Origin of the sequence: Streptomyces sp. NPDC091376 (assembly GCF_044757085.1) — a bacterium.
Classification (GTDB): Bacteria; Actinomycetota; Actinomycetes; order Streptomycetales; family Streptomycetaceae; genus Streptomyces; species Streptomyces pratisoli.
On sequence record NZ_JBIVUF010000005.1, the window covers coordinates 95,302 to 108,208 of the forward strand.

A 12,907-nucleotide genomic window follows, 5' to 3' on the forward strand; every position below is an offset into this window, starting at 1 on the left:
CGGCTACCGCACGCCGAACGCGCGGACCACCGTCTGGTCGACGTCGTTGCCGCTGCCGTCCCAGGCCTTGACGCGCAGGGAGACGGAGTCCGCGTGGCGGAGCACGGAACGGTCCAGCCGCACGTCGTACGTCCCGTTCCCGTTTCCGATCTTCGAGACCGGCACCTGGACCCAGTGCGCGCCGTCGTCCGTCGACGCCCAGACGCGCATGCCCGCGATGCGCGCGCCCGTCCAGCCGTCCTGATGACGCGCCGTCACCCGGAACTTCGCCGACGACGAGCCGTCGATCTCGTTGCGGATGTCGACCGGTACGTCGTAGTCGAGCATGACCAGCGGCATCAGCTCCCGCTCGCCCGCCGCGGGCGGCGCCGACCGGAACGACCACGAGGTGTCGGTCCGCGTCGAGTTCGCCCAGGAGGGCGAGGTGCGGGAGGTCTCCAGCCGCAGCCGGTAGGAGCCCTTGTCGGACCCGGCGGGGAAGGCGCCCCACGGCCGGGCCTGGTCCGCGACCTCGGTGCCGTCGCGGTAGAGCCGGGTGCGTACCGTGTCGGTCTCGTCGTCACCGGCGAAGGCGTAGTGCCCGTCGCCGTCGGCGAACTCCGCGAGCCGCAGGTCGAAGGTGTCGGCCGCCCGCACCGAGCGGAAGCCCGGGTTCCCGGCCGGTGCCGTCGGCCGGACCACCGATCCGTACCAGTCCTCGCGCAGCCGCTGACCGGCGGCGTACTGGTGCAGCCCGCTCGTCATCCCGCCGCCGAGGGAACCCCAGGTGTTCCATGGGGGCTTGTGCGTGACCCTCTCGAGCCACACGGTGTCGCCCGCGCTGACCGTCTCCGTCCGGGTGGACGGCAGCTTCACGTGTGCCTGGGCGTCCAGCGAGAACGACGTGCCCTGCCAGGGACGCCAGGCGAAACGCTGCTCGCCGGTCCAGCTCTCGGCACCCGGCCGGTGGTAGCGGGCCTCGACCGTCGCCGTCGGAGTGTCGGTCACCTGGTAGGAGAGCCGGGACCGCACCGCTTCCTTCTCGACGAGCGCCAGGTCGTAGAGGTACGGGCTGGAGGACGTTCCCGACAGCTCCAGCGTCGTCTCCCGGTGTCCCTGCCGCTTCAGCCATGCCGCGAGTGCCTCGCCCTGCTCCTGCGGGACGCGCATGGTGATGAGCGGGTCGCGCTCGCCTCTCGGGTCCCACGGCTGCCACACGGGCCCCGGGAACTCGTTGATGATCATCAGGGCCGCGGCCCCGGTCTTCGCCACGGCCGCCACCTGGTCGGGGAACGCGCCGGTGGTGCGCATCAGGACCGCTTTGCCGCGCAGGTTCTTGCCCGGCAGCGACTCGGGCTCGACGAGGACGAGGGGCAGCCTGCGGGTGCCGTCCACAGCAGGCGAGTAGTTGAACAGCACCGGGTTCAGCTCGGGAGCCCCCGTCCCTGGGACCCGGGCCATCAGCCGGGGCGCGACCATCCGCCACCGGGAGTAGAACTCGAAGGTCCCCTTCGCGGCCCGGGCGGTCGGAGTGGCGAACACCGTGCGGACCGAGTCGAACTCCACCGTCGTGCTGGCGATCTTCCGGGTGCCGACGGCCCGGTACGCCCCGAAGTGGATCATTCCCTGCTGTTCGGACGCCTTGGGCGTACGGACCTCGATCGGCTTCGCCGTACGGGCGTCGAGGACGACCTCCATGTCCCGGTCGAGCTTCAGCTCGGGCCGCAGCACCTGGGTGAGGTTCCAGCCCTTGACCGTGTCGCCCGGCACCAGCGCCTTGAGGAAGTAGGTGTCGGCCGGGAGCGTCACCTCGACCGTGCCGTCCCGGGTGAACGCGAACAGGTCGTAGCGGTGGTCGGAGCCGTACATCTCGAGGACCGGCACCGCCGCGGGGAGACCTTCACGGTCGGTGAAACGCAGCGTCAGCTTCCGCATCGCGCCCCTGACCGTCATCGAGACAGCCGTGTGCACGGCGGCCGTGCCGTCGTCCGGAGTCGCCGTCAGATAGCCGGAGTAGCGGCCCAGCGGCAATCCGGCGGCGCGAGCGGTCACCGGCACCCGCACCGTCTCGCCCGGGGCGACGGTGACCGACGACGAGCCCGCCGTGAAGGCGCCCGTCGGCGCGGCCGTACCGTCGTGGTCCTTGACCTGCAGCGACAGCGCCAGCCGCACCGGCAGCTCCGAGACGTTCGTGTACGAGACGTCCCGCGTCACACCGGCGCCGTCGGGCTCCTGGATACCGAGGTTCACCGTGCCGGTGGCGACGACACCGCGGCCGAAGGCCCCGGCCACGTCCAGCCGGCCGCCGCCCTGCTCGTCCACGCCCTGACCCGCGACCGTCTTCGACGAGCCCACGAGCGCGTTCTTGATGGCCTCCGGCGTCCACGCCGGGTGGCGCTGCGCCAGCAGCGCGGCCGCACCGGCGACATGCGGAGTCGCCATCGACGTTCCCGACGCGGCGGTGTAGAGATCGCTCTCCGGGCTGCCCATGAGCGTGCCCGCCGCCCGTGCCGCGACGATGCCGACACCCGGCGCCGTCAGGTCGGGCTTGACCGCGTCGGCCGCGCCGACGGGGCCGCGGCTGGAGAAGTCGGCGAGCGAGTCGTCACGGTCTACGGCGCCCACGGTCAGGGCGCTCGGGGCCGTGCCGGGCGAGCCGACCGTCTGCGTGCCCGGGCCCTCGTTGCCCGCCGCGACGACGAACAGGGCGCCGGTCTCCTCGGTCAGCGCCTCCACGGCCGTGACCAGCGGATCGTCGTCGGACGCCGGGCCGCCGAGGCTCATGTTGACCACGCGTGCGCCCGAGCGGGCCGCCCACTCCATGCCGGCCAGCACGTCGGAGTACGAGCCCGAACCGGTGTCGTCCAGCACCTTGCCGATCACCAGATCGGCATCGGGCGCGACGCCCTTGCGGGTGCCGTTCGCCCCGGCGCCCGAACCGGCGATCGTCGCCGCCACATGGGTGCCGTGGCCGACGAGGTCGCGCGTGCTGTCACTCGCGCTGAAGTTGCGTGTCTCGCCCACCCGGCCCGCGAGGTCGGGATGGGCGGTGTCGATGCCCGTGTCCAGAACGGCGACCTTGACGCCCTTGCCGGTCACGCCGGTCTTCCAGACCTCGGGGGCGCCCACCTGCGCCACGCTGCGTTCGAGCGAGACCTTCACCTTGCGGTCGAGCCAGATCTTCTCCAGGCCGCCGGCCAGCCGGGGCGCGGTCGAGCCGGTACGGGCCTTCTGTGCACCGCGCGCGCCCGCCGCCTGCGAGTCCTCGTCCGGTGTGCCCCTGACGGCCTTCCAGAAGTCGTCGAGTTCACCCTTCGCCGCGTCGACCGCGACACCGTCGACGCTGTCGAGCACCCGCCGGCGTTCCACCCCGGCCGGCGCCTGCTGCGCGGAGAGCCGGGCCGACGCGCCGTAACGCAGCAGCAGCGGCAGCCGCTTGGCGTGGGAGTCGTCGTATCCCTGCTCGATCAGGCCGGTGACGTCGAAGAGCGCGGCGTCCAGCTGCCCGGAGGACAGGTACGGGACGGCGTTCACCGGGGTGACATGGATCCGGCCGTCGACCTCACGGGTGCTGAAGCCTCCGTTCCGGCGGCCAGGTGCCGGAAGGACACTGGCCACTTGGCGGCCGTCCGCGTAGCGGCTGACCGTGACACGGTCCCCGGTGATCAGTGTGACCGTGTGGACGGAGGAACGCTGGTCTCCCGACGGCGCGGCTCGGCCCGGTCGGGGCTGCTGCGCGGCGCCGGGTGCGGCCGTGCCCACCAGGACGGCCGTGAGGGCGGCGATCGCCACCGAGCGGTGGCGCGGCGAGCTCGTGGCGAGCCGCAGCCATCTGTTCGTTGATCTCATGGACGGAAAGAGTGGCGGCGCGGGAGCGGCCAGTCAGCCACTGGTGCCTGTCCACCCCGCGCCAAGTCACCTTTACGCCATGTCGACGGACACCTCCTACGAACCGACCCTGCGTTTGTTCCACACGTCGAAGCCGACCGCCGCCAGCAGCACCAGCCCCTTGATCACCTGCTGGTAGTCCGTGCCGACGCCGACCAGCGACATGCCGTTGTTCAGCACGCCCAGCACCAGCCCACCGATGACCGCGCCCAGCACGGTGCCGACCCCGCCGCTCATCGAGGCTCCGCCGATGAACGCCGCCGCGATGGCTTCGAGTTCGAAGTTCACGCCCGCCTGCGGGACGCCGGCGTTCAGCCGGGCCGCGTACACGACTCCGGCCAGGGCGGCGAGCATGCCCATGTTCATGAAGACGAGGAAGGTGACCCGCCTGTCCTTGACACCGGAGAGCTTCGCCGCGGCCTGGTTGCCACCGAGCGCGTAGACGTGGCGGCCCACGACCGCGTTGCGCATCACGAAACCGAAGCCGATGAGCAGCGCGGCGAGCAGCAGGAGGACCACGGGCACGCCCCGGTAGCTGGCGAGGGTGAGCGTGAAGGCGAGGACGGCGGCGGCCATCGCCACGCATTTGGTGAGGAACAGCGAGCGTGGCAGGACGTCGAGTTCGTAGCTCTGCTGCCGTCGGCGGTCGCGTACCTCCTGGGCCACGGCGAAGACGATCAGCGCCAGCCCGAGCAGCAGCGTCAGATTGTGGTAGTTGGTCTGCGGACCGACCTCCGGGAGATAGCCGGTGGAGATCTCCTGGAAGCCCTCGGGGAAGGGGCCGAGGGAGCGCGACCCGAGCAGGATCTGCGTACCGCCCCTGAAGAGCAGCATCCCCGCCAGTGTCACGATGAACGACGGGATGCCGACGTACGCGATCCAGAACCCCTGCCAGGCGCCGGCGGCCGCCCCGATCGCGAGCGCGATCACCAGGGCGAGCACCCACGGGACGTCGTGCTCGACCATCATCACCGCGCACGCGGCCGAGACGAACGCCGCCAGCGAGCCGACCGACAGATCGATGTGACCGGAGATGATGACGATCATCATCCCGATGGCGAGGACCAGGATGTAGCTGTTCTGGAGGACCAGATTGGTGACGTTGTTCGGCTGGAGCAGCACGCCGTCGGTCCAGATCGCGAAGAGCGCGACGATCAGCGCGAGCGCGATGAGCATGCCGTACTGGCGCATGTTGCGGCGCATCGCGTCCAGCAGCAGGCCGGCGATCGCGGTCCTTCCCGGTGCCTCGGAAGGGGGCGCGCCGTGCGGAGTCTCGGTGGTGACCGGGCCCATTTCTGTTACCTCTTGTCCATGGTCATATGGCGCATCAGCACTTCCTGGGTGGCCTCGGCCCGGGGGATCTCACCGGTGAGGCGGCCGGCGGCCATGGTGTAGATGCGATCGCACATCCCGAGCAGCTCGGGCAGTTCGGAGGAGATGAAGACGACGGCCTTGCCCTCGGCGGCGAGCCGGTCGATGACCGTGTAGATCTCGTACTTCGCCCCGACGTCGATGCCGCGCGTCGGCTCGTCGAGGATCAGCACATCGGGCCCCGCGAAGATCCATTTACTGAGGACGACCTTCTGCTGATTGCCGCCGGAGAGCCGGCCGACCTGCTCGAAGACGGTCGGGGCCTTGATGTTCATGGTGCGGCGGTAGGACTCGGCGACCCGGGTCTCCTCGTGCTCGTCGACGACACCACGCCGGGACACCTTGGGCAGCGCGCTCATGGTGATGTTCCGGCCGATGGTGTCGATGAGGTTGAGGCCGTAGTGCTTGCGGTCCTCCGTGACGTACGCGATGCCGTGTCCGACCGCCTCGGGGACGGTCCGGGTACGGATCTCCCGGCCGTCCTTGAGGACGGTGCCGCTGACGCCCCGTCCGTAGGAGCGTCCGAAGACGCTCATCGCGAGTTCGGTGCGGCCCGCGCCCATCAGTCCCGCGATCCCGACGATCTCGCCCCGCCGGACCTGGACCGAGACACCGTCGACGACCTTGCGCTGCTGGTCGATGGGGTGGTGCACGGTCCAGTCGCGGACTTCGAGCGCCGGATGCGCCCCGGTGTCACCCTCGTACGGAGTCCGCTCGGGGAAGCGGTGGTCGAGATCGCGCCCGACCATGCCCCGGATGATCCGGTCCTCGGTCGTCGAGTCGGCGCGCACGTCCAGGGTCTCCACGGTGCGGCCGTCCCGGAGGATCGTCACGGAGTCCGCGACCCGCGCGATCTCGTTGAGCTTGTGCGAGATGATGATCGAGGTGATGCCCTGATGCTTCAGCTCCAGGATGAGACCGAGGAGTTTCGCCGAGTCCCCGTCGTTGAGCGCGGCGGTCGGCTCGTCGAGGATCAGCAGCTTCACCTCCTTCGAGAGCGCCTTCGCGATCTCCACGAGCTGCTGTTTGCCGACGCCGATGTCGGCGACCCGCGTCTGCGGATGCTCGTTCAGCCCGACCCGCTTGAGCAGTGCCGCCGCGTGCTTCAGTGTCTCGTTCCAGCTGATCACCCCGCGCCGTGCGTGCTCGTTGCCGAGAAAGATGTTCTCGGCGATCGACAGATAGGGGACCAGGGCGAGTTCCTGGTGGATGATGACGATGCCGCGCCGCTCGCTCGCGCGGATGTCCTTGAAGGCGCAAGCCTCGCCCCGGAAGCGGATCTCGCCCTCGTAACTGCCGTGCGGATGCACACCGCTGAGGACCTTCATCAGGGTCGACTTGCCCGCGCCGTTCTCCCCGCAGACGGCGTGGACCTCGCCCTCGGCGACGGTGAGGGTGACGTCGGAGAGCGCCCGGACCCCGGGGAAGGTCTTGACGATCGAGCGCATCTCCAGGACGGGCGCAGTCACTTCAGGTCACTCGCCTCGATGTAGCCCGAATCGACCAGGACCGACTGGTAGTTGGTCTTGTCGACGCTGACCGGGTCGAGGAGGAAGGACGGCACGACCTTGATCTCGTTGTTGTAGGTCGTGGTGTCGTTGACCTCGGGCTTCTTGTCGTTCAGCACGGCGTCGGCCATCTGCACGGCCTGCTTGGCCAGCGCCCGGGTGTCCTTGTAGACCGTCTGCGTCTGCTGGCCCGCGATGATCGACTTCACGGACGCGACCTCGGCGTCCTGGCCGGTGACCACGGGGTAGGGCTTGGCGGCAGTGCCGTACCCGTCCGACTTCAGCGCGGACAGGATCCCGATCGAGATGCCGTCGTAGGGGGAGAGGACGGCGTCCACGGAATCGGAGCCGTATGCCTTCGTGAGCAGGTCGTCCATGCGCTTCTGGGCGGTGCCGCCGTCCCAGCGCAGGGTGGTGACCTGCTCCAGCTTCGTCTGGCCGCTCCTCACGACGAGCTGCTTGCTGTCGATGTACGGCTTGAGGGTCTTCCACGCGCCCTGGAAGAAGTAGCGGGTGTTGTTGTCGTCGGGCGAGCCGGCGAACAGCTCGATGGTGAACGGCCCCTTCTTCGCCCCGTCCTTCAGCCCGAGCTTGTCGACGATGTACGTGGCCTGGAGGACGCCGACCTTCTCGTTGTCGAAGGAGGCGTAGTAGTCGACGTTCGGCGAGCCGAGGATGAGCCGGTCGTACGAGATCACCTTCACGCCCTGGTCGGCGGCCTGGCGCAGGACGTCGGACAGCGCCCGGCCGTCGATCGCCGCGACCACCAGCACGTCCACACCCTTGGTGATCATGTTCTCGATCTGCGAGACCTGCTGGTCGACGTCGTCCTCGCCGTACTGCAGATCCGTCTTGTAGCCGAGCTTCTCGAACTGCTCGACCATGTTCCTGCCGTCCGCTATCCACCGCTCGGACGACTTGGTCGGCATGGCGATGCCGATCGTGGAGTCCTCGGCGGACTTCTCCTGCTTGCTGCCGCCCGTGCCGCTCTGGCCGCAGGCGGCCAGAGCGAGGACGAGAACGGAGGCGGTGAGGGCGGTGGTCGCGGCTCGGTACGTACGCATGGCGTTCAGTCCTTCTCGGGGAGGGTGACGGGGAATCGGTGGAGCTCGCCGGGCAGGCGGGAGCCGAGCGGGGACATCCCGCCGTCGGCGCCGTGCCGGGCCAGCAGATCGAGGACGAGCCGCCCGCGCCGCACCCGCTCCCGGGCGGTGGCCAGCGCGATGTCGCGCAACTGGGCCCCGTACGGGTAGATGCCGGGGGAGCGGGACAGGCCGAACTTCAGGTAGAGCGGTGCGCCTCGCCGGATCAGCTCGGCCGCCTCGTACATCCGGATGTAGCCGCCGAGGTCGTCGGGGGCCTCGACGTAGAGGTCCATGGGGGCGCGGCTGACCCGGCGGATCTCGGTGAGATGGTCGAGGGTCAGGTCGGAGGGGATGTTGAGGGAGTCGGCGCCGAGCCGTTCGTGGACGGCGTACGAGGCGGGATTGACCGGGCCGATCAGCGCCGACACCTTGAAGGTCGTCTCGGCCGGCACGACGCCCGAGACCCGCAGCCGGTGCAGCGTCCACAGCACGCCCTCGTCGGCGACGAGCAGGCAGCGTACGCCCAGTTCAACGGCGCGCAGGGCGTCCTCGACACAGCCGGCGAGCGCGTCATGGCCACGGGAGCGCAATCCGGCGCCGCCCGAGTCGGTACGGGTCGCGGCGCCGATGTCCCAGGTGCCGCGCGGGCCGGTGAACAGGCAGAGCTCGATGCCGTGTTCGGCGCAGGCTTCCACCATCTCCGTGATCTCGGCGTCCGTGAGCATCCAGACCCCGCTGCCCTGACTGACCCGGTGCACCGGCAGGTCGTGGCGAGCGCTCTCCTCGAGGACGACGGCCAGCGCTTCGGGCCCCTCCACGGACGGGATCTCGGTGCGCCAGGTGCCGCCGTCGGGGAAGGCGTGGGGTGAGGTGTCGGCGGGGTCGTTGTCCGGCGCGGGATGGCCGATCCGGGCGAGCGCGTCGGCGCCGGGGCGGCGCGGGGTGAGGGAGGGGGCTGTCACGGGACTCCTATGTTCGATATCTCGGACATGGTTCGGATCGTCGAGGGGGCGGCGGTACGGAGTCGTCGCAGGCCGCCGTGCCGCGCGGACGGGACGCGCCGCGCGGACGGGACCTACGGGCGCAAGAGCACCTTCCCCGCCTTCGGGTCTCCGCTGCCGACGAGGGCGATGGCCTCGTCGAACCGCTCCAGCGGATACTCGTGCGTGATCAGCGGAGCCGGATCCAGCAGTCCGATGCCGAAGGCACGTACGGCGTCGGCCCAGGCGGACGACGACGCGCCGAAGACGCTCCGTACCGTGAGCTGGCTCAGCGAGAGCCGGACGGGATCGATCCCCGCGGCCCCCGGCGCGAACATCCCGGTCAGGACGACCCGTCCGCCCCGGCGGGCGAGCAGGCACGCGTCCTGTGCGGTGGTCGGCGCGCCCGCCGTCTCCACGACCAGGTCGTACCGTCCGGCGTGTGCCACGGCCTCCTCGGGGGCGCGCGCCTCGTCCGCGCCGAAGCGCAGCGCCTGCTGGGCGCGGGTCTCCCGTGGGTCGATCGCGGTCAGCACGGCGGGGGAGTGCGCGGCGAGGAGCTGCACGGCGAGCAGGCCGAGCGTTCCCGCGCCGACGACCGCGATGCGCTCCCCGGGCCGCGGTGCCCCTGCCCGTACCGCCGCGGCGATCACCGCGGCCGGCTCCAGCAGGGCGGCGGCCCGCAGGTCCGCGTCGTCGGCGAGCGGGTGCAACAGCCGGGCGGGAACGGTGAGATGGTCGGCGAAGGCGCCGGGCAGGGTGAAGCCGGTCTCGTCGTATCCGCTCGTGCAGAGATTGGTGTCGCCCTCGCGGCACCGCTCGCAGACTCCGCACGCGCGGAATCCCTCGGCGACCGTCTTCCGTCCCGCCAGGGCTGGATCGACCCCCTCGCCCACCGCCTCGACCGTTCCGGACCACTCGTGGCCGGGCACCACCGGGTAGCGGACGTAGTCCGCGTCGCGACGGCCCTGGTACACCTCGCGGTCGCTCATGCAGATCCCGGCGGCGGCGACCCGGATCCGCACCTCGCCCCGCCCCGGTTCCCGCCTCTCGCGCCGCACGAACCGGAAGACGCCCGGCTCGTCGACGACGATCGCGCGGCTCACTTCGGCGCCCTCTTCTCCCAGCCGTCGGCCCACAGGTCGAACCGCGCCTGCTGCTGGGGGAACTCGGCCGCGGCGTCCTCGTCGAACTCGACGCCGAGGCCGGGCGCGTGGGAGACCTCGAAGTAGCCGTCCACGACCTGGGGCGCCCCGCGCACCACCTTCTTGATCTCCGCGTCCGCGAAGTCGTTGAAGTGCTCCAGGATCTTGAAGTTCGCTGTGCAGGCGGCGAGTTGAAGCGAGGCGGCGGTCAGGACCGATCCGCCGACGTTGTGCGGGGCGACGAGCACGTAGTGCGTCTCGGCGGTCGCGGCGAGCTTGCGCGCCTCCAGGATGCCGCCGATGTGGCCGACGTCGGGCTGGATGATGTCGGCGGCCTGCGACTCGAACAGCTCGCGGAACTCGATCCGGTCGTGGACGCGCTCCCCGGTCGCGATCGGCATGTCCACCTTGGCGGCGACCTTCTCCAGCGCCTTCAGATTCTCCGGCGGCACCGGTTCCTCGAGCCACGCGGGCCGGAACGGGGCCAGCTCGCGAGCCAGGCGCACGGCCGTCGCGGGTGAGAAGCGGCCGTGCATCTCCAGCATCAGCTCGGTCTCCGGCCCGATGGCGTCACGCACCGCCTCGATCAACGACACGGCGTACCGGGACTGTTCGTGGTCGAGCTCGAAGTGACCCGTTCCGAACGGGTCGATCTTCAGCGCCCGGTAGCCGCGGGCGACGACCTCCTGGGCGGCCTTGTGGTACGCCTCCGGGGTGCGCTCGGTGGTGTACCAGCCGTTCGCGTACGCCTTCACACGGTCCGTGACCCTGCCGCCGAGCAGCTGCCACACCGGTACGCCCAGCGCCTTGCCCTTGATGTCCCAGCAGGCCATCTCCACGACCGCGACACCGGACATCACGATCTCGCCGGCGCGTCCGAAGTCGCCGTACTTCATGCGGCGCACGAGATCCTCGACCGCGAACGGGTCGGAGCCGGCGATGTGGTTGGCCTCGGCCTCGCGGAGATAGCCGACGAGTGCGTCGGTGTGGCCGAGCATGCGGGTCTCGCCGACCCCGGTGAGGCCCTCGTCGGTATGGACGAGGACGTAGGTGAGGTTTCGCCAGGGAGTCCCGACGACATGCGTGCTGATTCCCGTGATACGCAAGGCAGTTGCCCCTCGGGTTGTTCGAAATTTCGTCACACGTTCGAAATCGTGGCGCGACCGTATTCAGGCAGGCGGAGGGGTGTCAATGGTTCACGCAGAAGGTCTGCCGGACCGGGCCGTTGCCCGTCGAACAAAGCTGTGCGTACCCTGTGTTCGCGATACCGGCCACTGGTCGGGGTTTCGAACAAGCGGGGCGGAGGCCGACCATGGGACGACTGGTACCGGCGGTGACCAGAGCACTGGACATCCTCGAGCTGTTCCTCGAAGGCGACGGCACGCTCTCCGCGCCGGACGTCATCCGCAGGCTCCAGCTGCCGCGCACGACCGTGCACGAGCTGCTGACCACCCTCGCCGCCCGCTCCTACGTGGTGCCCGTTCCCGAACAGCCCGGCCGCTACCGCCTCGGCGTCCGCACCTACCAGCTCGGCAGCCGGTACGCGGAACAGCTCGATCTCGCCGCCGAGGGACAGCAGGTCGCCCGGGAGATCGCCGACACCTGCGGCGAGACCGTCCATGTCGCCGTCCTCGAGGACACCGACGTCATCTACATCGCCAAGGTCGACTCCACGCACGCCGTGCGCATGGTCTCGGCGGCGGGCCGGAGACTGCCCGCGCACTGCACCTCGGTCGGCAAGATGCTGCTCGCGAGCCTGCCCGAGCCCGAGCTCGAAAGCCGCTTCGCGGGCCGGGAGTTCACCTCGATGACCCCCAACAGCATCACCGACCCGGACGTGCTGCGCGAAGCCCTCTCCGGCATCCGGGCCCGCGGCATCGCCGTCGAGCACCAGGAGTCCAACCCGGACGTCAGCTGCGTGGCCGCTCCCGTACGCGACAGGGCCGGACGTGTCGTCGCCGCGCTCTCCATCTCCGTACCGATGATCCGCTGGAGCGACGCGCGCGAGTGCGAGCTGGCCGAGCTGGCCGCCAAGGGCGCCGCCGACCTGTCGGTGCGCCTCGGCCACCGGAGCGCCAGATGAAGCCGGTGAGGCCGATGCGGTACGAGGTCGCGGTGCGGGAGCGGGCGTCGCTGGGCGAGGGCCCCACCTGGGACCCGGCGACCGGCCGGATCATCTGGGTCGACATCCTCTCCTCGCGCATCCACACCTACGCCCCGTCGAACGGGCGCCGCACAGTCATGACCGCCGAGCAGCACGTCGGCGCCGCGAAGCCGCGCGCCGGCGGCGGGCTCGTGGTCAACCTCAGGGACGGCGTCGGACTCTACGGCCCCGACGGCGAGCCCTTCCGCTGGCTGGTCCACGATCCGCTGCCCGGCCGCCGCGGCAATGACGCCGCCGTCGCCCCGGACGGATCGCTCTGGGCCGGCACCATGCGCTACGACGAACGCCCGGGCGGCGGAAGCCTCACCCGTGTCGCACCGGACGGCACGGTCACGAGGCAGCTCGCGGACGTGGCCGTCAGCAACGGCACGGGCTGGAGTCCCGACGGCCGGCTGATGTACTACATCGACAGTCCCACCCACCGGATCGACGTCCTGGACCACGACGGCGAACGCGCCCTGAACCGACGGGAGTTCGCCCGCGTCGAGAGCGGCGCCGGATTCCCCGACGGGCTGGCCGTCGACGCCGACGGCTGCGTCTGGGTCGCCCTGTGGGACGGGGCGGCGATCCGCCGCTACACACCGGACGGCGCGCTCGACCGCGTCGTCGAACTGCCCGTACGGCGCCCCACCGCGTGTGCCTTCGGTGGCCCGGAGCTGCGCGATCTCTACGTCACCACGGCCCGCACCGGCCTGGCCCGGCCGCATCCGCTCTCCGGCTCGCTGCTGGTCCTGCCCGCCGCGGGACAAGGGCAGCCCGGCAGGCCCTTCGCCGGCTGAGCGCGGCG

At 70.7% G+C, this 12,907-nt stretch carries 9 protein-coding genes; 2 read left to right on the plus strand and 7 right to left on the minus strand.

The annotated features are described in order from the left end of the window. Nucleotides 1-3 precede the first annotated feature (3 nt). The 7 genes from ACIQMR_RS12645 to ACIQMR_RS12675 all read right to left on the minus strand — a co-directional run bounded on the left by ACIQMR_RS12645 (nucleotide 4) and on the right by ACIQMR_RS12675 (nucleotide 11,062). Nucleotides 4-3,828: a S8 family serine peptidase gene (locus ACIQMR_RS12645; RefSeq protein ID WP_401385407.1), complete on the minus strand. Its 3,825-nt coding sequence runs from the start codon at nucleotides 3,826-3,828 to the stop codon at nucleotides 4-6. 96 nt (nucleotides 3,829-3,924) lie between these two features. Then, nucleotides 3,925-5,160: a multiple monosaccharide ABC transporter permease gene (mmsB, locus tag ACIQMR_RS12650; RefSeq protein WP_401385408.1), complete on the minus strand. Its 1,236-nt coding sequence runs from the start codon at nucleotides 5,158-5,160 to the stop codon at nucleotides 3,925-3,927. 5 nt (nucleotides 5,161-5,165) lie between these two features. Beyond that, nucleotides 5,166-6,707: a multiple monosaccharide ABC transporter ATP-binding protein gene (gene mmsA, locus ACIQMR_RS12655; protein ID WP_401385409.1), complete on the minus strand. Its 1,542-nt coding sequence runs from the start codon at nucleotides 6,705-6,707 to the stop codon at nucleotides 5,166-5,168. Beyond that, entirely contained in the window at nucleotides 6,704-7,810 is a 1,107-nt protein-coding gene (gene chvE, locus ACIQMR_RS12660) for a multiple monosaccharide ABC transporter substrate-binding protein (RefSeq protein WP_401385410.1), read from the minus strand. Before chvE ends, mmsA begins: the two co-directional genes overlap by 4 nt. Before the next feature lie 5 nt (nucleotides 7,811-7,815). Beyond that, nucleotides 7,816-8,793, minus strand: coding sequence for a hypothetical protein (locus ACIQMR_RS12665; protein WP_401385411.1), 978 nt, complete (start codon nucleotides 8,791-8,793; stop codon nucleotides 7,816-7,818). Nucleotides 8,794-8,906: 113 nt separating this feature from the next. After that, the gene (locus ACIQMR_RS12670; protein WP_401385412.1) at nucleotides 8,907-9,917 is read right to left on the minus strand and encodes a zinc-binding dehydrogenase; all 1,011 of its coding nucleotides are present in this window, start codon (nucleotides 9,915-9,917) and stop codon (nucleotides 8,907-8,909) included. Continuing rightward, nucleotides 9,914-11,062 carry a mandelate racemase/muconate lactonizing enzyme family protein gene (locus ACIQMR_RS12675; protein WP_401385413.1) on the minus strand — a complete coding sequence of 383 codons (1,149 nt, stop codon included), beginning with the start codon at nucleotides 11,060-11,062 and terminating at the stop codon, nucleotides 9,914-9,916. The genes ACIQMR_RS12670 and ACIQMR_RS12675 overlap by 4 nt, the downstream gene beginning before the upstream one ends. A 206-nt stretch (nucleotides 11,063-11,268) precedes the next feature. Here ACIQMR_RS12675 and ACIQMR_RS12680 point away from each other — a divergent pair, with 206 nt between their 5' ends. Together ACIQMR_RS12680 and ACIQMR_RS12685 are read left to right on the plus strand one after the other, a co-directional pair. Then, nucleotides 11,269-12,039 (plus strand): IclR family transcriptional regulator, encoded by a 771-nt coding sequence (locus ACIQMR_RS12680; protein ID WP_401385414.1) that lies wholly within the window; start codon nucleotides 11,269-11,271, stop codon nucleotides 12,037-12,039. After that, the gene (locus tag ACIQMR_RS12685) at nucleotides 12,036-12,899 is read left to right on the plus strand and encodes an SMP-30/gluconolactonase/LRE family protein (RefSeq protein ID WP_401385415.1); all 864 of its coding nucleotides are present in this window, start codon (nucleotides 12,036-12,038) and stop codon (nucleotides 12,897-12,899) included. The genes ACIQMR_RS12680 and ACIQMR_RS12685 overlap by 4 nt, the downstream gene beginning before the upstream one ends. The last annotated feature ends 8 nt before the right edge of the window (nucleotides 12,900-12,907 follow it).

What these genes read in the sequence shown, in the direction of transcription:
- ACIQMR_RS12680 (WP_401385414.1), top strand. Translation starts at nt 11,269, where the DNA reads ATGGGACGACTGGTACCGGCGGTGACCAGAGCACTGGACATCCTCGAG.
- ACIQMR_RS12645 (WP_401385407.1), bottom strand. Translation starts at nt 3,828, where the DNA reads ATGAGATCAACGAACAGATGGCTGCGGCTCGCCACGAGCTCGCCGCGC.
- chvE (WP_401385410.1), bottom strand. Translation starts at nt 7,810, where the DNA reads ATGCGTACGTACCGAGCCGCGACCACCGCCCTCACCGCCTCCGTTCTC.
- mmsB (WP_401385408.1), bottom strand. Translation starts at nt 5,160, where the DNA reads ATGGGCCCGGTCACCACCGAGACTCCGCACGGCGCGCCCCCTTCCGAG.
- ACIQMR_RS12685 (WP_401385415.1), top strand. Translation starts at nt 12,036, where the DNA reads ATGAAGCCGGTGAGGCCGATGCGGTACGAGGTCGCGGTGCGGGAGCGG.